Origin of the sequence: Clostridium sp. K13 (assembly GCF_019734195.1) — a bacterium.
GTDB lineage: Bacteria > Bacillota > Clostridia > Clostridiales > Clostridiaceae > Clostridium.
On the sequence record NZ_JAASHM010000007.1, the window covers coordinates 52024 to 77704 of the forward strand.

Here is a 25681-nt window from a genome sequence, read left to right on the forward strand (position 1 = left end):
GCATTTACAATACTTAACATCTGATTATGTTAATTTTACTTATTGCTTAATGTTGCTAAGCTTATTTAAATATAATTTTTATATAATAATTATAAAACAACTTAAATAAATACATTTTAAATTTTATTAAATATATTCATTTAACTTTTTTTATATCTTAAGTCATTATAAACAATTTCCCACTTTTTTTCAACTCTCACACTTAATCAATGTAAAATGGATAATGGATAATTAATTTATAAACTGCTATAGAAGTTTATAAATTATATTGAAAAATAAATTCCATAAGGATTTTCCTCCTTAAATTCTCCATTATCCATTCCCCTTTAAATAAACATTTATATTAAATCTAATAATTTTAATACGTGAGTTGCAATTTTTCTTTCTTTTCCTTTGTATGGATATGAATGTATATGGATAGCAGGATTAAAGTTTAATTCAATTATTGCATAATTAGTGTTTTCATCTCTGTAATCCTCAAGCATCATATCAACCCCACAAATCATAGCTCCAGCTGCTTTTGATGCATTTACTGCTATATCCTTAAACTTTTGTGGAATATCATCTGTATAGTCTACACTATCTCCGCCTGTACTAATATTAGAATTTTCTCTTAAATACACTATTTCATCTTTTTTAGGAATATAATCAAAGTTTTTACCTTGTTGTTTTAAGAATAATTCTGCATTTTCCTCTAATCTTATCTTTTCAAGAGGAGTTACATATCCTTTACCACGTAATGGATCCTGATTTTTAACTTCAACTAATTCCTTTATTGATTTTCCTCCATCACCAATAATATTAGCAGGAACTCTATGTAATATTCCTACTACCTCATCATTTATTACTAAGAATCTATATTCTTTTCCTTTTATAAACTCTTCTATAAGTACTGTTGTATCATTTTTAAATGCTATTTCAAAAGCATGAATTATATCTTCTAAATTTGCACCTTCAGGGAAAATATTAATTCCAATCCCAAAGTTAGTACTCTTAGGTTTTATAACTATAGGTTTATTAATATATTTATGTGCTTTTATTTTAGCCTCTTCTATAGTATTAAACTCTTCTCCTCTTGGTACTTTAACTCCTTTTTCAGCTAAAACCTTTTTAGTTACAGTTTTATTTTCCATAATTAATACAGAAACATAAGTATCTTTAGATGTTTTAGTTGCCTGTTTTACATACTCTATTTTTTCATCTTTTTTAAGGGATATAAAATTCTCACTTCTATCAACTACATTTACAGTAATACCTCTTTTAATAGATTCCTTCATTAAAATTTGAGTTGATAGTTCTAAATCTTCATATCCTTCTAGCTTAAATCTATTTTTATATGCAGATTCTTTATATCCTTTAGCTAAACTTAAAAATGTATTAATATATCCCTCTTCATTTATTTTTTGGGTTATTTTATATGCATAAGTTAATTTACTATCTTTAACTTTATCAATCATATCTTTAATTACATCTTCAAATCCTAAATTTAATTCATTATTAATACCCATAACTTCATTAAGTATTTCTAATCCAAAATCTATTCTATTTATACATTTTCCATCATGTTTTAATTCTATATTATCAATTCCATGTACTGCTATTAATTGTTGATTTTCTAAAGCTTCTTCTTGCCAATTTTCAAACTCACTTTCTTCTTTAGTTAATAAATAAATATTAAATACTTGTAAAAATCTTAAATCAGCTAAACTTATTCCGCCTTTTTCAAAAGGATTAATATCAATTGTTCTATACTCTAAATATTTTATTCCCTCATTAAGTAATGACTCTTTAAAATTCTTTGTATTACTTGGTTTTAATCTTACTTGACTATATAATTCTTTATGACTTTCTATTATCTCATCTTTAATATATCCATCTATACTTTCTATATACTCATTAACACTATTATAACTAGGAAATAAATCTACCTTATTTTTATATCCACACTTTCCATTTCTATGAGATATTGCTCCTAGGCTACTATATTCATTATTACTAACTTTTTTTAATGGGCATTTACAACTATCAACAAAGCTTTCATGTACAACTGGAGCTGCTCCAAGAAGATATACTATAAGCCATCTAAATCTTAAGTAGTTTCTAGCAACCTTTAAATATATGCTATTTTTAAACTCTTTATAAGATAAATTTTTCTCACTATCTTCATATAATTTCTCAATTATAGATTCATTAAAAGAAAAATTATAATGAATTCCCGATATAAGCTGCTTTTTACCTCCATACTTAAGCAATAACTTCTCTCTATACTCTTGTGATTCTTTACTATGATCAGCAAATTTAGCTACTGGAATATCTTTATCATCTGGTATTATACATGGCATTGATTCTGGCCATAGATATTCATCTCCAATTTCCATTGCAACTATATCATATAATGCCCTTGTAAAATTATATGCCTCTATAACATCTGGTAATGCTGGTGTTATAACTTCTATTTGACTCTCTGAAAAATCTGTTGTAATGTATGGATTATGTGCTTTATCTCCAAATTCTTCTGGGTGATCACTTTTGGCTAAATACCCATTCTCATCTAATCTTAAAGTTTCTCTTTCAATACCAAAGTTTCCACTTAAAATTTCTTTACTAGAAAATAATTTTTTTATTTTATTTAACATCTTTATAATTTCTCCTTATCTTTATTAGATATATAAAATAGGCTGCTAATCCTTTTAATATACTTGAAATAGCTATGCTCCACCATACCCCATTAATTCCAAGACTCTTCATAAGTATTAAAGCCATTGGAATTCTTAAAAGAGTAAAAACAACACTAATTATAGCTGGTATTTTTGGCATTCCTAAACCGGTAAATAATCCATTTGATACCATTTCTATTGTACTAAAGCTCTGAGAAAATGCAACTGCTTGTAAATAACCACCAGCTATTAAAATGGTATTTTCCTCTCTAATAAACAGTTTTATAATTGGCTCTTTAAAGACAATAAAAATTATAGACATAATTATTGAATAAATAATTCCTAATAATAATGCAGTATAATATCCTTGCTTTATTCTTTTAAATTTATTAGCACCAAAATTTTGACCTGTAAAACTTGATATTGCTCCATTTAATCCACCAATAACCATATAGGTTATTGATTCAATTTGTAAACCTATTTTTTGTGCTGCAATTGAATTTGTCCCAAATATAGCAATTATCTTAGCTAAAATTATATTAACTATTGTAAATAGTATTCTTTGAAATGCCATAGGAAAACCTAGTCTTACAATGTCTAGTATTTTTTCTTTATCAACTCCTATGCTCTTATCATAATGTAATATTCCATTTGATTTTATTTTATATAATACAAACATTACTATATTTGATATTAATGTTGCTACTGCTGCACCTAAAACCCCTAACTTAAATACATAAATAAATACTGGATCTAAAATTATATTCATTATCATTCCTATAGCATTTATCTTAAAGGAATCTCCATTATTTCCAAAACTACTAAATATTCTTGTATATAGAGAATTGAAAAATGCAAAAAATAAAATAGGTGCATTTATAGCTAAGTAATAATATGAATTTCTTTCTACAAACTCATTATTAAGACTTAAAAATGAAATAAAACTTCTTCCTAAAACTATTAAAGTTAACGCATATATTATTGCTATAATAAAATTTATTGCTATTCCTGAATTAATATATTGCTTTACTTCCTTATTATCCTTTCGTCCAATAGCATGTGAAACCTTTATTCCTGTTCCTATAACAACTAATGAATTAATGGAATATCCTAATCCAATAAAAAAACTTGATGATCCTATACTTGCTACAGAATCACTTCCTAATCCACCTACCCATAGCATATCTATTAAGTTATAAGTAAATTGCAATAATGAACTTCCCATAATAGGTAGTGCTAAAGCTGTAAGTACATTAATAACTTTTCCTTGTGTTAAGTCATTTTTTTTCATATATTCTCCTTAAAATTATTTTTAGTTATTTAATAATAAATAATACTTACCATTTAATCATTAAATATAGATACTTATCTATGTTTAATATAGTTTTTTATTTTTCACTTGTCAACATTCATAGTACTTTCAAATAAATAATTTTAGTAACTTACTTTAATTTTTATATTAAAAAGCAAAAATGATCTCATAACAGGTAAATTTATTATGAGACCATTTTTATTAATTTAACAATCACAGTCACTGCTTTTTTCTATTATTAACTCTTTATTACTTAACATTAGCTCATTTAAAAATCTTATTAGCTCATTTGCATTATCTTTATTTAAGCTATAATAGTTCCAAGTTCCTTCTTTTCTAGAATCAACTAATCCACACTCCATTAGTACCTTCATATGATGAGATAATGTTGGTTGAGTAAATTTAAAGTGTTCTAATAATCTACAAGCACATCTCTCACCACAAGATAATATATGAATAATTTGTAATCTATTAGAATCGCTTAATGCTTTAAATATTTTTGCATTATTATCATATTTATTATCCATAACTCCTCCATTAAAATTACTTTAATATATTATTCCCTAAATTCTTTTCTTAAATTGCTAATTATTATTTTTCTAATATCTTCAGCTAGAGTCTTTTCTTCATCTCTTGTTAACCCTTCAGTCTCTATAGGCTTACAAAAGGTAACATTAACTGTTGATGGCTTAAATTTATTATTTTCCTCAAATGAAGTAAATGCAGCATCTATTGTTACAGGTACTATTGGCACCTTAGCTTTAATTGCTAGTTTTAAACTTCCCTTTTTAAAAGGAAGTGTTTTTCCATCTAAACTTCTAGTTCCCTCTGGGAATATCATCATTGAATAGCCATCTTTTAAATTTTTTACTCCTTCATTAATTACTCTAACAGCATCCCTTGGATTTTGCCTATCTAAAGGTATGCATTTTCCTCTTGATAACCAATAACTTAATATTGGAACCTTTAAAACCTCTTTTTTAGCTACAAATCCAACAAGCCTATCAGCTGAATAGAATATAGTTGGTATATCTAATATACTTGTATGATTTCCTATAAAAACACATGGGCCTTCTGGTATATTTTCTTTTCCGTTAATTTTAATATCCATACCTATTATATTTATTGTAAACTTTGCCCATAAGTACATGCATTGTCTAACATACTCAGTTGCTTTCTCTATACCTTCCTTTTTCTTAATATGCTCATATTTAAATCCCTTTAATCTAGCATAAACCATATAAAAAAGGTATCTTATTCCTTTTATAATCATATACTTCCCCCTCTTCATTTGATTAAATTTATTATATCATTATTTTGCTGTCAATAACAAACTATTGGTATAACAAAAAGAGTTGTTATAAAAACAACTCTTCTTATATACTTTTATACTCTAGATATTTTAAAAATTATAAAGATATTTCATATTCTAGTGGAGCCTTTTTTAATAATTCTATGCTTCTAGTATCTGGTTGAGATACTCCAACAAACAGCTTAAACTTTTTGCTATCAACTACTCTATTCCCTTCATAATCAACAACTTCAAATGCTCTTTTATTTAAACTCATTTTAATAGTTTTTGTTTCTCCACACTTTAAAGATACACGTTTAAAGTTAGCTAAACTATAGTTTTTCACAGCATACTTTGACTCTAAATCTTTGATATAACATTGAACTACTTCTTCAATATCATAATTCCCTGTATTTTTAATATCAATCTCTATATTAATATTATATTTATCTTGATTATTTTTTACTTTTAAACTACTTAGTTCTACATTTGAATATGTTAATCCATACCCAAAAGAATATAAACTTTCATCCTTCATATATCTATAAGTTCTATTTTCCATTGAGTAATCTTCAAAATCTGGTAAATTTTTAGTATCCTTATAAAATGTAACTGGAAGCTTTCCACTTGGTGATACTTTTCCAAATAATATTTCTGATACTGCTTGCCCTCCATGACTTCCTGGATACCAAGCATTTAAAATTGCTGCACATCTATCATCTACATTATTAAAAGTTAATGCACTTCCTGTCCCTAAAACTACAATAACTGGTGTTCCTGTAGCAATTATACTTTCTAGTAATTCTTGTTGCTTTCCAGGTAAATTTAAATCACTCTTATCTCCAGCAGCTTCACTATTCCCAGTATCACCTTGTTCCCCCTCAATAGTTGAATCTAACCCTAAACACATTATTGCTACATCAGCTTTTTTAGCTACAGAAATAGCTTCTGATAATCTATCATTAGGTAATGATAATCCACCAACCTTTTCCTTATATAAATGGCATCCTTCAGAGTAATAAACCCTAATATCTTCACCTACTTCAGCATGTATACCTTCTAAGATAGTAGTGTACTTTGATGCTGTACCATGATAATTACCATTGAGCATTATTTTACTATCTGCATTAGGCCCAATAACTGCAATAGATTTAAGTTTTGATTTATCTAAAGGTAATATACCATTATTCTTTAATAAAACCATAGATTTTCTTGCAGCTTCTAATGATAATTGATTATTTTCTTTTGAATCATTTGACTCATAAGGTATTTCATCATATTCACAATCATCATCAAACATACCAAGCCTTATTCTAGTTGCCATTAATCTCTCAGCTGCTATAGTTATATCCTCTTCAGTTACTAACCCTTCTTTATAAGCTAACATCATTTGTAAATAAACATTACCACAGTTTAAATCACATCCATTTTTTATTGCAAGTGCTGCTGATTGCGTTGCAGTACTAGTTACTTTATGATTCATATGAAAATCTACAATTGCCCAACAATCTGAAACAACATGTCCTTTAAAACCCCATTTTCCTCTTAAAATATCAACTAATAATGTTTTACTTCCACAGCAAGGCTCTCCATTAGTTCTATTATATGCTCCCATTACAGACTCTACATCTGCTTCCTTTATGCATGCTTCAAATGCTGGTAAATATGTTTCATATAAATCTTTATTATTAGTAACAGCATTAAATTCATGCCTTACACCTTCTGGCCCACTATGCACTGCAAAATGCTTTGCGCATGCAGCAGTTTTTAGATATTTACCATCGCCCTGTAACCCTTTAACAAAAGCAACTCCTAATCTTGATGTTAAATATGGATCCTCCCCATATGTTTCTTGACCTCTTCCCCATCTTGGATCTCTAAATATATTTACATTTGGCGACCAAAGAGTTATTCCTTTATAAATATCTCTATCATCATTTTTTGAAAACTCATTATACTTTGCACGAGCTTCAGTTGAAACGACATCTGCAACCTTTTCTAAGAACTCATCATCAAATATTGCTGCAAGTCCAATTGCCTGTGGAAAAACAGTTGCTGTGCCAGCTCTTGCAACTCCATGTAACCCCTCATTCCACCAATTATATCTAGGAATATTTAACCTTTCATTAGCTGGTGCATTATATGTTAATTGTTCTGCTTTTTCTAATAATGTCATTTTTCCAACTATTTCTTTTGCTCTTTCCAAAGCCTCTTCATGTGTAATTTTCACTTTTCTATTTATCATACTTATTCTCCTTACCTTTATCAAATATACCTTAATTATTTATTTATATAAAATATTAACGATTTATTAATCCATCATTTTTACTTTTCATAATATTTGTTACATCTATTTCAGATGCTATATTAAAATCACCTTTAATAGTATGTTTTATAGCTGATGCTGCAACCGCAAACTCTAAAGAATTTTCTAAACAATACTTTCTCAATATTCCATGCAAAAATCCCGCTGCAAAAGAATCACCACTTCCAACCCTATCTATAATATGAATATTATACTTATTACTTCTATAAAATTTATCTTTATTACAAACTATAGCAGAATATATATTATCTGAAGCACCATTACATTCCCTTTTACTAGTAATTAAATATTTGAATTTATATTTATTTAATACTCTTCTCATGTTCTCTTCACTAATACATATGTCATAACTACCATTAATAAAATCACTTTTTCCATCTGAATAGCCTAAAACCTTTGCTGCATCCCTTGCATTTCCGATATAATAGAGTTTTCTATTATATAGGTTGTTTCTAATTATAAAATATTATTTAAATGGATTTTCAGTCTTATAAAGCATTCCTTTTGGTTGGTTAAACCCAACTTCTTTAACTCCTAAATAGTTAAATACATTTGTTATAGCTTTTCCAAAGTGTCCAAATGCAACTGCTCCATGGTGTGGATATCTTCCTTCTATTAATACATGTCTATAGAATCTTCCCATTTCTGGAATAGCAAATATACCAATTGATCCAAATGATCTTGTTGCGACTGGTAATACTTCACCTTCTGCAACATATGCAGTTAATTCAGCATCTGCATTACTTTGTAATCTAAAGAATGTGATTTCACCTGGAGCGATATCTCCTTCTAAAGTACCTCTAGTTATATTTGGTTCTTGATTTGGCTCTAAAGCTCTAGCCATAATCATTTGATTCTTCATATTTTTAAATGATAACTTACATGCTGGAGTATTTCCACAATGGAATCCCATAAATGTATCTTTTAGTGTATAATTGAATTTATCTTTTATTTCTTCTTCATACATATCTCTTGGTACGCTATTGTTAATATCTAATAATGTAACAGCATCTTTACTTACACAAGTTCCAATATATTCACTTAATGCTCCGTAAATATCAACTTCACATGATACTGGAATTCCTCTTGATACTAATCTACTATTTACATAGCATGGTACAAATCCAAATTGAGTTTGGAATGATGGCCAGCACTTGTTAGCGAATACAACATATTCTCTAGATCCTTTATGAGCTTCCATCCAGTCTAATAATGTTAATTCATATTGAGCTAATTTAGGTAAGATACCTGGCATTTTATTACCTTCTCCAAGTTCTTTTTCCATATCAGCTATAACTTCAGGAATTCTTGGATCATTTGCATGTTCATTAAATGCTGCAAATAAATCTAATTCTGAGTTTTCTTCTATTTCAACACCTAAGTTATATAATTGTTTAATTGGTGCATTACATGCTAAGAAGTCTTGTGGTCTTGGTCCAAAAGATATAACCTTTAAGTTTTGTAACCCTAAAAGTGTAGTAGCAACCGGTTCAAATTCCTTAATCATTTCTGCAACTTCTTCATAAGTTCCTACTGGATATTCTGGAATATATGCTTTAATGTTTCTTAACGCTAAGTTATAACTAGCATTAAGCATTCCACAGTAAGCATCTCCTCTTCCTCCAACTAAGTTGTTTCCTGTTTCTTCAGCTGCAGCTACAAACATAACTGGTCCACCAAATTCTTTAGCAAGTAAAGTTTCTGCTGTTTCTGGTCCAAAGTTTCCAAGATAAACTACTAAAGCATTTACTCCTGCTTCTTTAACTTGAGCTAAAGCTTGTCTCATATGAACTTCACTTTCAACAGTTGTTGGACATTCATATATATCTCCATAAGTTTCTTTATAAGCTTTTACTACAGCTTGTCTACGTCCTGTAGATAACTCCATTGGGAAACAGTCTCTACTAACTGCAACAATTCCTAATTTTACGTCTGGTATATTTTTGAAATTCATAATAATTCTCCTCAACTTTCCTTTTATTTTTTCTAATAATTTATTTTTAATTTTTATTACTTAACTTTTTACTTATATCAAAAGCATATTAATTTCTTAATTTACTTTATTGAAATATTTTCACCCTTAAGACCAATAAATGCTCCTTGTTCTTCAAGATCTGTTTCTGGATGTCCTATAAGCCATTTATTTTTTGCAAATAATAATGCATCTTCACCTTGTTTTTCTATATTTACTTCCAATGCTGTATTAGTATTTTTATGTAGTATTACTACACATTTAAATCCATTATTATTAGCATTGCATGGTGCATAATGTAATGTAGTTCCATAAACTTCTATTGCTGTTCCTGCTGGTACAAAAATAGCCTCAATTTTTGAAGTATCATAAGAGTAATCGTCTTCAATATCTTGTTCCAAACCTAATAATAAAATTAAATCAGTAACAGCTATATTAATTTCACTAGTTCTATGATACTCAACTGCATTTAGCATATAATTATTGCCATTGCAATAACCTATTTGAATATCAAGGCCTCCAAATTCTCTATTTTTAAATTCTTTAGCCACATCTAAATTTTCTAATTCTTTTATAGAAGGTTCATATATTACCCCTTCTGGTAATGGTGTTGCTTCCATTTTATTTAAAAGCTCTTTAACATCATAATTCTTAAGTACTCTACCATACTTTTTAAACTCTATATCATTGACATTTTTTATAACCACTCAATTCATCTCCTTAATATATAAGTACAAGCTCCTTTATCTTTCTAAAATTAAACAGCAATTAATTTTAATGCTAAGTGTAAATTGAATTTAACAACTTTAGTGTGTTCGTAAAGAAGAAAATTTTAATAAGAAATACCATGTCCAATTAAAATCCTTATGTGTTCTCTTTGGTTTCTAAATCAAATATTTAGAATTTCATGACAAGAAGCTTGTATTTAATAAATTAATAGCTATATTAATTAGCTAAATAATTTCATTGTTTCATTAACAACATTTTCAACTGTAAATCCAAACTGTTCAAATAAAGTTGCTGCATTTCCTGATGCACCAAATGTATCTAGCGAAACTACTTTTCCATCTAATCCCACATATTGATACCAACCAAATGAAGTTAATGCTTCAACTGCAACTCTCTTTCTAACACTATTTGGAAGTACGCTTTCTTTATAAGCTTCATCTTGAGCATTAAATATTTCAAATGATGGAATACTTACTACTCTTGCATCTATACCTTTAACTGCTAATTCATCTGCTGCCTTAAATATAAGTTCAACTTCTGATCCTGAAGCCATTAATATTACATCTGGAGTTTCTTTCTTAGAATCTTTAAGAATGTATCCTCCTTTTAATGCTCTCTTTGCACATCCATCATATAGTGGTAACTTTTGCCTAGTTAATACTAATGAAGTTGGAGTTGTACCATTAGTTACTGCATAATACCAAGCTGCTGCAGTTTCTTTTGAATCTGCTGGTCTAAATACAGTCATATTTGGCATACTTCTAAGTGCTGCTAATTGCTCTATTGGTTGATGAGTTGGACCATCTTCCCCTACTCCAATACTATCATGAGTTAATACATAAGCTATTGGTAAATTCATTAATGAAGATAATCTCATTGCCCCTTTCATGTAATCACTAAATACAAAGAATGTTGCACAGAATACCTTTAATCCTCCATGAGCATACATACCATTTGCTATAGCAGCCATTGCATGTTCTCTTACTCCAAAGTGAAGGTTTCTTCCACTTCTATCTTCTGCTGAAAAATCACCTTTTCCAGACATATAAGTTTTATTAGAAGGAGCTAAATCAGCTGATCCTCCAATAAAGTTTGGAATCAATTCTGCTAATCTATTTATCATAATTCCTGAAGATTCTCTTGTAGCCATTTCTTTATCAAAACTCCAAAAATCTTCATTATTTAATAAAGCCTCACTATCGATTTCTCCTGACATCCACTTAGAATATTCTGCTGCTAATTCAGGATATTCATTTTGATATGCTTCAAATAAACTATTCCAAAAATTTTCTTTTTCTACTCCTGCATTAATGTAATTATCCATGTTAGAATATACTTCTGCTGGAACGTATAACTCTTCTTGCTTCCATCCTAAGTTTTCCTTCATTGCTTTTACATTTTCAGCTCCTAAAGGTTCTCCGTGTGCAGATGCTTTTCCTTGCTTTGCAGGACATCCAAATCCAATTTGATTTTTAACTATTATCATTGATGGCTTTGTAGTCTCGCTCTTAGCTTCTTCAATTGCTTTTTCAATTGCTTCAATATCATTTCCATCATTTACTTTAATTACTTGCCAGTTATATGCTTCATATCTTTTTGCTACATCTTCTCTAAATGCTATATCAGTATCCCCTTCAATAGATATATTATTTGAATCATATAAAACTATAAGCTTTCCTAACCCTAAAGTTCCTGCTAATGAAGAAGCTTCTCCTGAAATTCCTTCCATTAAACATCCATCACCAACTATAGAGTAAGTATAGTGATTAACTACTTCATATCCTGGTTTATTAAACTTTTCTGCTAAATGGCTTTCTGCAATTGCCATACCAACTGCATTACATATACCTTGTCCTAAAGGTCCAGTTGTTATCTCAACACCTTTAGTATGACCATATTCAGGATGTCCTGGTGTTAAACTTCCTACTTGTCTAAAATTCTTAATATCTTCAACAGTTATTCCATATCCAAATAAATGTAATAAAGAATACTCAAGCATTGATCCATGACCTGCTGATAATATAAATCTATCTCTGTTATCCCAATTAGGATTCTTTCCATTATGATTCATTTTACTCCATAATGTATATGCCATAGTTGCTGCTCCAAGTGGTAATCCCGGATGACCTGATTTTGATTTTTCTATTGCATCTGCTGAAAGTACTCTTATTGCATTTATACTTAATTTATCTAGTTCTCTACTCATCTTTAACCCCTTTTGATTATTTAAATTTATTTCTAATTTACTGTACCTAAAGGTTACAGCAAACTAGAAACTTATTTTATTTCTTATTTATACTATTTACCAAAAGCTGAAGCCCAATCTGCCTTAAACTTTTCAAGACCTGCATCTGTTAATGGATGCTTAACCATTTGCATTACTAAAGCATGTGGTACTGTTGCAATATGTGCACCTGCTCTAGCTGCTTCTATAACATGAATTGGATGTCTTACACTTGCAGCTATTATTTCTGTTGTTATTCCATGAACATCAAATATTTCAGCAATTGTTCTAACAAGTTCCATACCATCCATAGATATATCATCTACTCTTCCTAAAAACGGACTAACATAAGTTGCCCCTGCATTTGCTGCTAATAATGCTTGGTTAGCAGAGAATATTAATGTAACATTTGTCTTAATCCCTTCACTAGCCAATACTTTAACAGCCTTAAGACCTTCAACTGTCATTGGAATTTTAACTATCATATTTGGATGAATAGCAGCAATTTCTCTACCTTCTTTTATCATTCCTGCTGCATCTTCACTTACAACCTCACCACTAATAGGTCCATCTACTATTTCTGTTATTTCTTTTATAACTTCATTAAAGTCTCTACCTTCCTTAGCTATTAATGATGGGTTTGTAGTTACTCCACAAATAACTCCCATTTCATTAGCTTCTTTAATATGCTCTACATTTGCAGTATCTAAAAATAACTTCATTTTAAACTCCCCTTTATATTATAAATATTATTTAACAACTTTTTAAAATTAGTTTTAAAAGTTTTTTTATAAAAAGGCAGTTATAATTTCTGCCCTTTTAATTGTAGATTTTAGTTACTATATTAATTCAAAAACTCTTCTAATGGAACCATTGCTGCGCCTAAAAGATATGATTCTTTAAATTCTGTAACATCTATCTTACAATTTTCTTCATTTGTAAATAAATTGTCTTTATATACAACACTTCTTAAGAAGTCTATATTTTCTTTTAATAAACTATTTATATCTCCACCTAAAACTACACTTCTTGGATCTAATAGCATTGTTAAATTAGCTATTCCTATACCAAGCATTTTACAATACTTCTCCAAAACATCTTTTGTAGTTTTATTTCCCTTTTCAAATACTTCTATAAACTCTTCTATATCATCTACTTTTTTGCTACTCAAATTATTGAATTCTTCTAATAATGCATTAGTTGAAGTATATGATTCTAAACAACCATTAGAACCACACTTGCACTTCTTGCCCTCAATAGCAATTTTAATATGCCCCATTTCTCCTGCTGCATTATTACTTCCTCTATAAATCTTTCCATCTATTATTATTCCTAATCCTAATCCCTCAGTTATAGAAACATATAAAAGATTATTTAAAACATCCTTCTTATTTAGAAATTCATAATATGCTGAAAGATTAGCTTCATTATCTATATATATATGAGTATTAAATTCCTCAAAGTTTTCCTTTAAATTATAATTTTCTGCTCCTAATAGATAACAATTTTTTATTATTCCTTCTTCTGAATCTACTGTACCAGGAATTGAAATACCAATTCCTAATAATCTATCAATAGAAATATCATTTCGACTTAATATTTCTTTAATATTCTCTTTAGCAATAGCTACTATATTTTCAAATCCTTCATTATTATGTCTTATCCTAACAGCTTCTATAACTTCTTTTTTTAAATTTATTATAGATAATTTCACATGACGAGGGGTTAACGCTATTCCTAAAGCAAATCTACAGTTTTCATTGATTTTTAATGCCATTGCTTTTCTTCCACCAGTAGATTCTAAAGACCTAACATCACTAACAATCCCCTCTTTTTTAAGTTCTGTTATATTAGTTGAAACTGTAGTAATACTTATATCTAAACTTCTTGAAATATCTAATTTAGTTATTTCATTTTTTTCTAATAATAACTTAATTATTTTTTTTCTATTTGTTTCTTTAATTTTGCTATGATTTACTTCTATCAAATATGTCTTCCCCTCTCGAATGTCACCATCCAAGAACTTAAATATCTTTTAATCTTGGATAAAGTGAATTATATACTTTATATATCTTATCATAAAGGGCAATATTATCACAATTTGGATTTACAACATCTTGACCTTTTATAATTTTTTCACATGCCTCTTCAACAGATTCATATATTCCAACACCTACACCTGCTAATATAGCAACTCCCAATGCTGGTCCCTCTGATGCTTTTATTGTGCTTAATTTATAATTAAATATATCTGCTAAAATTTGTCTCCAAACTTCACTTTCTGCTCCACCACCACTAACTCTTACATCAGTAATTTCAACTTTCATATCCTCTATAATATCTAAACAGTTCTTTAAACTAAAGCTAACACCTTCTAAAATACTTCTAACAAAATCAGCATGCTTATTTATTAATGATACTCCGACAAATCCACCTTTTACATTTGGATCTATATGAGGAGTTCTTTCTCCCATAAGATATGGCATATAAATTACTCCATTTGCTCCTGGTTTTGAACCTGCAGCTTCTTTTGATAAATAATCATATATATTCATATTTTTTTCTTTAGCTTCATCAATTTCTTTTCTACAGAAGTTTTCCTTAAACCACTTTAAAGAAAGTCCTGCACCTTGAGTTACTCCCATAACATGCCACTTATTAGGAACTGCATGACATAAAGTATGAACTCTACCCTCTTTATCAAATCTAGGAGTATCTGTTGAAGCAAATACAACTCCTGAAGAACCTATAACAGTTGAAATTATTCCTTCACTTACTATTCCACTTCCTACTGCACCAGCAGCTTGATCTCCTGCTCCACCAGCTACTCCAGTACCAGCTACTAATCCAGTAATCTTTGCAACCTCTTCAGTAACATGTCCACTTATAACTATTGACTCATAAACATCTGCTAATATATTTTTATCTATTTCTAATGCTTGAAGTAATTCATCACTCCAATTTCTACTGTTTATATCTAACATTTGCATACCACTTGCATCTGAAACCTCAGTAGCAAATACACCTGTTAATTTAAATCTTATATAATCCTTTGGTAAAAGAACTTTATATATATTCTTATAATTTTCTGGTTCATTATCTCTTACCCATAATAGCTTTGAAAGAGTAAATCCTGTTAATGCTGGATTACCTGTTATTTCAATTAACTTTTCCGTACCTAAAACTTCTGTCATGTATTCACATTGTTTTTCAGTTCTTTGATCACACCAAATAATTGAATTTCTTATAACATTACAATCCTTGTCCACTAATACAAGTCCATGCATTTGTCCACTTAAACCTATACCTTTTATATCAGAAGCATTAACTTTGCTATTTTTAACTACATCTTTAATTCCATTAAGGCAAGCTTGCCACCAATCCTCTGGATTTTGTTCTGCCCATCCTACTTGTGGTTGAAATAAATCATAACCATAAGTTGCAGTTTCAATTGTATTTCCTAATTCATCAAACAAAGCTGTCTTTGTTCCTGATGTACCAATATCTAAACCTAATAAGTATCTCATAAACCCCTCCGAATTACTCATAAATTCTTTTTATTTCTATATTTTTAAAACTATTATTAAATCACTTTTTAAATGTTATTTCATAAGTTATTATAATACCATTTCTATACTTTTGCAACTACTTTTAAAAAGTTTTTGTATACATTTTCAATAAAAAATAAAAATAAGTCAAATTACTTTTATTAATTTTCATATAACAAAAGTAATTTACCTTTCAAAATTTATCTTACCAATTTCCTTACTACAGTTCCTGTTCCTATTCCCATCATAATAACACCAAATACTATTTCAAAACTTGCAATAATCTCTGATAAATTTATAGGAATACTTTCATTTGCTCCTACTCCACTAAATAAATTTATACTTAATATAATTCCCTCTTTTAAACAATCAAAAATCTCTCTATAATTGTATATATTATATTTCATTAAAGAGATTACAGTATTAGTATCATCAATCTCAATTCCAAAAATGGAATATAAAATTCCAAATATAATCATCATTATTAAAGAAAATACTATAGAGTTAATTGGTCTTTCACCATACCCACATGTAGCCCAATAAAAATATGATGATAACTTAGGAACAAAATCTAAAACATTTCTTTCAATTTTTTTTGCTAAATAATAATACTCACCAAAATTATTATTCAAGGAATTTTCCTTAAATTTATCAGCTATAGTTTCATATGTCATATAAATGCCCTCATATTCATCCCTATTCTTTTCTCTTAATTTTATTTGATCAAAGAAGGTTTTTTGATCAAATTTTGTTTTCATTTTATCAGTAAAATCTAAATCTATTATATATGTATCTATTATTTTAGCCCCACTTAAATCACAATCTTCAATTCTAATCCTTTTAAACTCTGAATTAATAACCATTAGACTACTCATATCACTTAAATTAAAAAAACTATTATGAATTAAGCATTTATCAAATATTAAATAACTTAATATACATCCATCAAACTTTGCATAAATATTGCACTTATAAAATTCACATGAAAAATTATCAAATCTATTAAGTGAAGGTTTCTTCTCACTTTCTTCTTAAAAAAAAGTACAGTTTTCAAATAGTACTCCCCCACTTTCAAAATTACATTCATAAAACTTACACCCTATAAAACTACATTCTTTAAATTTAATATTACCAAATGTACAATTAGTTAATATTGAACAAATAATATCACTATTAGCAATTTCTATAAAATCATCTTCACCTAATATTTTACCTCCACCAAAATGCTTAAGATTAAATTCCTTATAACTATATTCTTTATCAAGATTATATGTATTAGGTAAATATCTACTTTTTAATAACTCATCAAATAACTTTTTATTATTACTTTGTCTATTTTGCAGCTGATTTTTTGCTTTATATTTTTCTTCTTTAAAATTTATATAGCCCATAATATCAACTCTCTTATAATATTATGGGCTATGTTTTATTACTTTATTCTTATATATCCTTTAATATTCAATAATCGTTTAATCATATATATTCAATCTTATTTTAAATTTAGCATAAATATTTTACTTATCTAAAATATATTCTAATCTCTAAATTTTTTTCTATATTGCAACGGAGTAATTCCTTTTACTTGAACAAATTTACTTATAAAATAATCTGTATTATTATATCCAACATCTTCTGCAATCTTATAAATTTTTTCATTACTTCTCTTTAACATAAGCGATGCCTTTTCAATCCTATAATCATTTAAATGGTCTTTAAAAGATTTATTATAATTCTTTTTAAATAGCTGCCCCAAATATGCAGTATTTAAATAATATTTTTCACTAAGGTACTTTAAAGTTAGTGGCTTCATGTAATTTTCATTAACCTCTTTATCAATTAAAGCTAATATACTATGCATTGAACTATTTCTTAAATCTCTTAAATATGTAGAAACCTCCACACAAAACCTTTTTAAATCACTAGCATTTCCAGTTGTTATAATCTTATTAAACAATTCAGCATTTATATATTCTAATACTTTATCTTTATTTGTACTTGAATTTAACTCCTTAATAATATTTATTAAATTACATAATAAATAATCAATATATATCTTAATAATTTTCAAATTATTAGTATCTTTATTAAAAGCCCTATAAAACATATCAATATAATTTTCTATTTTAACTACATCGCCATCTTCTATTGACTTTATTAATTTGTTTATATTTTCATTAATTAAATTGTAATTTATACTTTTTTTGTTATCTATATCATCATAATAAAATATATTTTTTTTATTAGTATTATTCTGTAAAATCTTAATCATATATAAAGAGTTATATGATATACCAATTTCATTTAGTGTTTCTACTTTCTTTCCAATAAGTAATCTACATTGGTATTCATTAGAGCTATTTAATCGCATCTTTAATTTTTCTATATACTGTTGTTCATTTAATCCTAACTCATCAGATAAGACACTACTAAATATTAATCCAACTCCCTCAAGTTTATCTTCCTTTATAATGTCATAAATTATATTATAAAAATTATTATTGCCTAACCAATCCTTTAAATTATCATAAACCTTTCTTTTATCTTCTGTTCTGCATTTCTCACTATTTTCATTTGAATAAATTTCTATGTTAATATACCTTAGATAATTTTTATATTTAAGATAACATTGTATATATTTTAAATCTTCATCATTATATTCATCACAAATTATCCTATTTAAATGTCTTTCATAAATCACTTTATTATTTTCTCTTTTTATATAATCCGATTCTCTTTCCTTTTCGTATTCATCTTTAAATGATATTAGTATATTAGTCAATTCTTCTCTTTCTATTGGCTTCAAAATATATTCTTTAACACCATACTTTATTGCTTTCTTTGCATATTCAAATTCATAATAACCACTAAGCATAATACATTTAATTTTTTTATTCCATTTTTGATAAATGTTTTTTACTAAATCTAATCCATCCATTTCAGGCATTTTTATATCACTAATTATTAAATCTACTTTATTTTTTTCTATAAACTTGATAGCTTCCTTGCCATTTGACGCTTCTCCTATTATGTTATATCCATAATAATTCCAATTAATTAATATTTTTAAACCTTGTCTAATAAATGGCTCATCATCAACTATTAAAACATTAATCATCTATAAACACCTCATATTCTCAATAACTCTTAATTTTATCTTTATTGTAGTACCGTAGTTTTGATTACTTTCAATGTTAAAATCCATTGTATTATTACTATACTTTTGTAATCTCATATATGCGTTTAATACCCCTAGCCCTCTACCACCATTAATCAATTCAAAGTTACAATTATTTATTTTATGTTGTATTTCATTTAACTTTTCAACAGATATTCCTTTCCCATTATCAGCAATACATATATATAAATAATCATCCTCTATAATTATATCTATACCTACCTGCACATTGTATGTTACACCTTCCATTCCATGAATACACGAATTTTCAACAAATGTTAATATAGATAACTTTGGAATTCTAATATTATTACATTCAGATGAAATTTTCATATTAAAATCTAATCTATCTCCAAATCTATACTTTTGTATAGCTAAATAATTATTAACAAATCCTATTTCATCTGAAATCTTAATATTATCTTCACCCCAATTAATAGTTTGCCTTAATAGCTTGGCCAAATTTTCTATTATAAATGCAGTTTCCTCTTCCTCCTTAATTAGGCTTCTCATTCTAATACTTTCTAAAGTATTAAACATAAAATGTGGGTTTATTTGACTTTGAAGAGCTTTAAGCTCTGCTCTATTTTTAGCTAATTCTAATTCCTTTTGTTCAATATCTTTCTTTAAAATTACATCTATAAGCTCCTCAATTTTTGCTACCATTAAATTGAAGTTATTCATTACAGATCCTATTTCATCTTTACCAACCTCAACACCTATAGTATCAAACTCGCCATTCTTAACCTTTTTTAAATGTATAGTTAATAATGATAATCTATTAGTTATAGAATATGAAACTAATAAAATTACAATGGTTGGAATTACTAAATTTAAAATTAGTAAACAGATAATAATACCTTTAAATTTACTATTATTAAATATTCTATTGTAAATATCTTTTTCTGCAGTTACTACTATATTACATATTCCATTATAACCATATATTTCATACTCCTGTTGCAATAATATATCCTTTGGAATTATTTTGTCCAAAGTATTGCTATTATTGGTATTACTATTTAATTCATTATTTGAAAATAATATATATTTATCATTACATATATAAATATCTATTCCAAAATTACTATATTCAACAATTATATCTTGCAAAATAGAGTTATAGTTTATATCTATCTTTAGTATTTTTTCATTATCATTTGAAAAATAATCTAACTTTTTTATAAGTGAAATACTAATATTCCCATTCTTATCATAACTTGATGAAATATTAATATTTCTATCACTTTTTTTAAATTCTTTATACCACTCATTTTCTTTAATTTTTGAAGTTAATTTAACCATATCACTACTATTTAAAATAGTATCATTGTCAGTATATATGGTAATACTATATTCATTTTGTGAATTATAGTAATACCTTAAAATATTATTATCTAACATATACATATACTGATCATAAAATTCTATTGGATTTTCATATTGTGTAGATATAAAGTTATCTAAAACCTTCGATCTATATAATTGATTTGAAACCGATATCGAGTCTTGCATTACTCTATCTAAATTGTAAACAACTCTTTCAATAATTGTCTTCAATTCAGCCTCTTGCTCTTTAATAATATTATTAGTTATATTAGTATATATAATATAATTACTTGTTAGCATAGGAATTAATACAGCAAAGAAAAAAATACTAAAAAGCTTAGTTTTTATACTATAGTTATTTATCACATAAATTCCCCTTTTATAAAATACATATATATCTTCTATATATTCTTGATATATATGTATATTCTTGATATATATGTATATTATTACATATTTCTATATTCAAAGTAAAGGAAATCTGAGTAATTTTCACCTTTTATATTTTTAGTATATGCAAATAATCCTATAGTACATCCAACAAATCCACCAGCAATATCTGTACTTAAAGTTGTAGCATTTACATTACTAATTAATTCTTTATAATTCTCTCCATCTATTGAATAATAAAATGCTAAATTTTGACAATTTCCAACTATTTTTAATCTTAATAAATTTGCTTCAACCTCAGCATCAGCAACAATAGTATCTAAGCCATTAATTGTATTTATCAACCTTATTTTTAAAATTTCTGATTCCTTTGTATAAATAAACCTCATATTATGTTTGTTATCTTGAACAATTGCTAGCCCTGCACTATCACCATCATCTATTGGTAAAAATTCCATAGATGTTGCTGCTAAAAAATTGTAATCTTCTTGTCTAACACATACATATGCCGGATTATCTAATTCATCTAACCCTATATTTTTTAAATATAATCTCAAATATCCAGGTCTCTTTGTTAGTGAATATAATTCATCACTAGGATTTCTCAAAACTAAAAATTTATCACTTAACTTATTACTATCAAAATGATAACATGTTTCCTTTGCCTCAACTTTATATTCCTTCATACCTAAGTCATCATAATCTGATAGCATACCTTTTCCTTCATTAACAATAGGCCAATCATTCTCCCACTTAACCTTTGCAATAAACGTTTCTCTACCAATATTACAATAACCTTCACAATATCTACTACCCAACATAACTATAAACCACTTATCATCCCTGGTTCTAACTAAATCACCATGTCCAACATTCTTTACTTTATAATCTCTTCCTAAATGCCTATGGGTAAGTATTGGATTACATGGATTTCCTTCATATTCTCCAAATATATTTTTACTTCTTGCTATGGATATAGAATGCTCATTTGCTGTTCCACCTTCTGCAATCATTAAGTAATAATAATCATTTCTTTTATAAATGTGTGGTCCCTCTGGCCATATTACTCCATTTAGTGCACCTTTCCACAGTCTTCTACTATTTCCTATTAACTTATAACTTTCTAAATCAATTTCTTGTAGCCAAATCTCCCAATCACCATTGTATTTACAACCATCACTATTAGGCCTTGTTCCTACATAATATGCTTTTCCATCATCATCAAAAAACAAACTCGGATCTATTCCCTCAGCACCTTCAATATAATATGGATCTGACCATGGTCCTTCTGGCACATTAGCTGTAACAATAAATGTTCCTCCTCTTGATATATTAGTTGTTATAACATAATACTTTCCATTATTATATCTAATTGTTGGTGCAAAAATCCCCTCTGAATGTTTTGTATTAGTTAAATTGAGTTGTGATTCTCTTGTCAGTACATTTCCTATCTGACTCCAATTAATTAAGTCCTTACTTTTAAATATAGGTACTCCTGGAAAATAAGAAAATGTTGAATTAACCAAATAATAATTATCATCTACCGTACATATAGATGGATCTGGATAAAAACCTTTTAAAATTGGATTAACTAGTTTAGTCATATTTATTTCTCCTTAAATAATTATTAATTCATATAACTTTATCTTTACAAACTACTTAAGATAAGCCAATATTTTTTATACTGACTTATCTTACATACTCTACCACACTCTGTAATTACCGCTTAATGCTAGTAGAGCAAATATATAAAGACAATTATCATAGTATCTTCTTGTCCCTGTTCTTAAAGATGTATTCCAAAACTTTTCAATACACGCTTTAGAATATTTCCCATTATTAACTATCGATCCCATTGCATTAGTTGCTATAATAGCTATAGGATGAAGGGCTTTTTCATTTATTATAGTTCCATCTATTTCATATATTAAATCATCTTTTCCCTTAACTGTCTCATTGAAAAATACTTGTATTTTATTTATACATTCACATTCCCAAGGTTCTTTTTCAAACCAATAATAATCTAATGCTAAATTTCCAATAACTCTGTATGAATCACTATAGTATCTTTGACGATTATCCTTACAGTAAGGTTCACCATTATAATACGAATATTCTGGAGCTAAACCAGTAACATGATTGCAAGCCATCTTCAAATATTCTCTGCTATTATTGGCTGCCTCTCTCCAAAACTCTCTATCATCTTCATTAGCCCAAAGTGCAAACAATTCATAAAAATGTGGCAAATGATATGATGGATCTGTAATCTCTAAATTAGGTACAAACTTTATAAGCTTATTTTCTGGATTCCACATTGGTTTTCCTTCACCATCTTCACCTTTATGAATACATTCATGTAATATATCTTTTGCTTCTTTGGAATAGTTAAAAATTCCTTCTCCATCTCCCCATCTATGTGATGCAAAAAATAATGCTAAAGCAAAATATTCTTCCCCATCTGGAGCTGGTCCATCTGAATTTTTAACTCCATCTGTTGATACAGACCAAGCAAAATACCCCTTATTTATACCACTTTCCATCCACATATACTTTTTAGCCCATTTCCATAATTTATTAAACTCTTGTTTCATATCTCTTTGTACACACATCATCATTGCATATGACATACCTTCTGTCCTAACATCATTATTACCTGTATCAACAAAATATGCCATATCATTACCACATTCATGATATAACCTTTCACAATCTGTTCCATAAAATATAGTATTATATACATCATCTAGTCTATTTTCTATTTCTTCAATTGAATATCCGTATTCATTAAGTATGTTTCTATATTTTTTGTCCTCATATTTCCTCATCACTCTTTAACTCCTCCAATAGTAAGTCCAGATACAAAGTATCTTTGTAAGAATGGATATAAACATATAATAGGTACTGCAGTTACAATAGTTATAGCTGCACGAATAGATGTTGGCGTTACAATACTACCTGCATTTTTCATGACTTCTGCGCTTGCACCTTGTGTAGTAGTTGATGATAATAATTTCATAAGTTCATATTGCAATGTTGTTAATGAATTATCTGCTGAACAATAAAGCATAGAATCAAACCAAGAGTTCCATTGTCCAACAGCAACAAATAATGCAACTGTTGCAAGTACTGGTTTACAAAGTGGAAGAATTATTTGAATAAATATTCTAAAATCTCCAGCCCCATCGATCTTTGCAGATTCAATAAGACTATATGGTATACCATTAATAAATGTTCGTATTACTATCATGTTAAAAGCGCTAATTAATCCAGGTATAATATAAACCCAAAAATTATTTAAAAGGTGTAATTCCTTTATTAAAATATATGTTGGAATCATTCCACCACTTACATACATTGTTAACACATAAATAAATGATAATTGCTTCTTATACATAAATTCTTTTCTACTTAAAACATAAGCTAACATCGCTGTTAAAAATACTGATAATACTGTGCCTATTAATGTTCTAGCTACAGATATAAACGCTGCTTGTCCTAAATTTTGATTTGCAAAAACAGTTTTATAATTTTGAAGAGTAAATATTCTTGGCCATAAATGTATTCCCCCCCTTACTGAATCAATACCATCATTAAAAGATACTGCCAAAGTATTTATAATCGGATATAAAGTAATAATAACAAATATAATTAGAAAAATTGCTATAATTGTATCAAATACTATATCTTTAGTGCTTCTTTTACGTCTTCTAATTTCCATTTTAACCATCTCCTTATGCTAGAATAAACTTTCTTGACCAGCTGATTTTGCAGCTTTATTTGCAATAAAAATTAATATAATGCTAATTACACTCTTAAATATTCCTGCCGCAGTAGCTAGAGAATAGTTATTCAATCCAATACCATATTTTAATACAAAAATATCTATTGTTTGAGAAACATCTTGAATTAAACCATTACCTAATAAATACTGTATTTCAAAACCAGCATTTAAAATATTACCTATATTTATAATTAGTAAGATAAATATTGTAGGCTTTATACCTGGTAAAGTTACGTGCCATATCTTTTGTAATCTGCCTGCTCCATCAATTTCTGCTGCTTCATATAAGTCTGGATTAATAGATGTCATTGCTGCCAAATAAATAATACTTCCCCATCCTACTTCTTTCCAAACATTAGTTGCACCTACAATTCCCCAAAAATATTTTGGATCTGCAAAAAAGTTTATAGGATTGTCTACTAAATTCATATTTTGCAATATTTCATTTACAACTCCTGTAGATGGTGATAAAACTTCAGCAACAATTCCTGTTACTACTATCCAAGATAAGAAGTGTGGTAAGTATGATACTGTTTGTACAAACTTTTTTGCATGTCTATTCCTTACCTCATTAAGTATTAATGCTAATCCAATAGAGCAAATAAAACCAAGTGATAAATTTATTAAGCTCATAGCTAAAGTATTTCTAAGTACCTTCAAAAACACATCGTCTGAAAATAAAAATTTAAATTGATCAAGTCCAACCCATATTTGTTCAAATATACTCTTACCTGGTTTGTAATTTTGAAATGCCATTACCCATCCTGCAAGAGGCGCATAACAAAATATAGCTACATAAATAATAAAAGGAATAGCCATCAGAATAAGTGTTTTTTGTCTTTTCATTATTTCCCATGTACCTTTTTTATTTGTATTTACATCTATTTTTTTCTCTACATTACTTATTTTTTTAGTTTTGAATTTAATCTCCATACTAATACTCCTAT

Annotated in this window: 20 protein-coding genes; all 20 read right to left on the reverse strand. The window is 27.8% G+C overall.

Features of this window, described 5'->3' with window-relative positions:
• Positions 1-338: 338 nt before the first annotated feature.
• Positions 339-2636, reverse strand: coding sequence for a bifunctional glutamate--cysteine ligase GshA/glutathione synthetase GshB (gshAB, locus tag HCG76_RS06195; protein ID WP_221699405.1), 2298 nt, complete (start codon positions 2634-2636; stop codon positions 339-341).
• Positions 2626-3948 carry an MATE family efflux transporter gene (locus HCG76_RS06200; protein ID WP_221699404.1) on the reverse strand — a complete coding sequence of 441 codons (1323 nt, stop codon included), beginning with the start codon at positions 3946-3948 and terminating at the stop codon, positions 2626-2628. Before HCG76_RS06200 ends, gshAB begins: the two co-directional genes overlap by 11 nt.
• 227 nt (positions 3949-4175) lie before the next feature.
• Entirely contained in the window at positions 4176-4496 is a 321-nt protein-coding gene (locus HCG76_RS06205) for an ArsR/SmtB family transcription factor (RefSeq protein WP_221699403.1), read from the reverse strand.
• A gap of 29 nt (positions 4497-4525) precedes the next feature.
• Positions 4526-5242 carry a lysophospholipid acyltransferase family protein gene (locus HCG76_RS06210; RefSeq protein ID WP_221699402.1) on the reverse strand — a complete coding sequence of 239 codons (717 nt, stop codon included), beginning with the start codon at positions 5240-5242 and terminating at the stop codon, positions 4526-4528.
• Positions 5243-5378: 136 nt separating this feature from the next.
• Positions 5379-7505: a glycoside hydrolase family 3 C-terminal domain-containing protein gene (locus HCG76_RS06215; protein WP_221699401.1), complete on the reverse strand. Its 2127-nt coding sequence runs from the start codon at positions 7503-7505 to the stop codon at positions 5379-5381.
• Positions 7506-7560: 55 nt separating this feature from the next.
• Positions 7561-7908 (reverse strand): PfkB family carbohydrate kinase, encoded by a 348-nt coding sequence (locus HCG76_RS06220; protein ID WP_221699400.1) that lies wholly within the window; start codon positions 7906-7908, stop codon positions 7561-7563.
• 144 nt (positions 7909-8052) lie between these two features.
• Positions 8053-9540, reverse strand: a complete 1488-nt coding sequence (locus HCG76_RS06225; protein ID WP_221699399.1) for an L-fucose/L-arabinose isomerase family protein — start codon at positions 9538-9540, stop codon at positions 8053-8055.
• 101 nt (positions 9541-9641) lie between these two features.
• On the reverse strand, positions 9642-10265 hold the full coding sequence (locus tag HCG76_RS06230; RefSeq protein WP_221699398.1) for a DUF4867 family protein: 624 nt from the start codon (positions 10263-10265) through the stop codon (positions 9642-9644).
• A gap of 242 nt (positions 10266-10507) precedes the next feature.
• On the reverse strand, positions 10508-12493 hold the full coding sequence (tkt, locus tag HCG76_RS06235; protein ID WP_221699397.1) for a transketolase: 1986 nt from the start codon (positions 12491-12493) through the stop codon (positions 10508-10510).
• Between the two features lie 92 nt (positions 12494-12585).
• Complete coding sequence (fsa, locus tag HCG76_RS06240; RefSeq protein WP_221699396.1) at positions 12586-13233, reverse strand: fructose-6-phosphate aldolase; 648 nt, start codon at positions 13231-13233, stop codon at positions 12586-12588.
• A gap of 122 nt (positions 13234-13355) precedes the next feature.
• Positions 13356-14498, reverse strand: a complete 1143-nt coding sequence (locus HCG76_RS06245; RefSeq protein WP_221699395.1) for an ROK family transcriptional regulator — start codon at positions 14496-14498, stop codon at positions 13356-13358.
• A gap of 37 nt (positions 14499-14535) precedes the next feature.
• The gene (xylB, locus tag HCG76_RS06250; RefSeq protein ID WP_221699394.1) at positions 14536-16038 is read right to left on the reverse strand and encodes a xylulokinase; all 1503 of its coding nucleotides are present in this window, start codon (positions 16036-16038) and stop codon (positions 14536-14538) included.
• A gap of 221 nt (positions 16039-16259) precedes the next feature.
• The gene (locus HCG76_RS18995) at positions 16260-16922 is read right to left on the reverse strand and encodes a hypothetical protein (RefSeq protein ID WP_260458043.1); all 663 of its coding nucleotides are present in this window, start codon (positions 16920-16922) and stop codon (positions 16260-16262) included.
• Positions 16923-17090: 168 nt separating this feature from the next.
• Positions 17091-17450 carry a pentapeptide repeat-containing protein gene (locus tag HCG76_RS19000; RefSeq protein WP_260458042.1) on the reverse strand — a complete coding sequence of 120 codons (360 nt, stop codon included), beginning with the start codon at positions 17448-17450 and terminating at the stop codon, positions 17091-17093.
• Between the two features lie 143 nt (positions 17451-17593).
• The gene (locus HCG76_RS06260; protein ID WP_221699393.1) at positions 17594-19174 is read right to left on the reverse strand and encodes a response regulator transcription factor; all 1581 of its coding nucleotides are present in this window, start codon (positions 19172-19174) and stop codon (positions 17594-17596) included.
• Positions 19175-20929, reverse strand: coding sequence for a sensor histidine kinase (locus HCG76_RS06265; RefSeq protein WP_221699392.1), 1755 nt, complete (start codon positions 20927-20929; stop codon positions 19175-19177).
• Positions 20930-21012: 83 nt separating this feature from the next.
• Entirely contained in the window at positions 21013-22557 is a 1545-nt protein-coding gene (locus tag HCG76_RS06270; RefSeq protein WP_221699391.1) for a glycoside hydrolase family 43 protein, read from the reverse strand.
• A 99-nt stretch (positions 22558-22656) separates the two neighbouring features.
• Positions 22657-23778: a glycosyl hydrolase family 8 gene (locus HCG76_RS06275; RefSeq protein ID WP_221699443.1), complete on the reverse strand. Its 1122-nt coding sequence runs from the start codon at positions 23776-23778 to the stop codon at positions 22657-22659.
• Positions 23778-24671 (reverse strand): carbohydrate ABC transporter permease, encoded by an 894-nt coding sequence (locus HCG76_RS06280; RefSeq protein WP_260458041.1) that lies wholly within the window; start codon positions 24669-24671, stop codon positions 23778-23780. Before HCG76_RS06280 ends, HCG76_RS06275 begins: the two co-directional genes overlap by 1 nt.
• Positions 24672-24689: 18 nt before the next feature.
• The gene (locus HCG76_RS06285) at positions 24690-25667 is read right to left on the reverse strand and encodes an ABC transporter permease (protein ID WP_221699389.1); all 978 of its coding nucleotides are present in this window, start codon (positions 25665-25667) and stop codon (positions 24690-24692) included.
• Positions 25668-25681 lie beyond the last annotated feature (14 nt).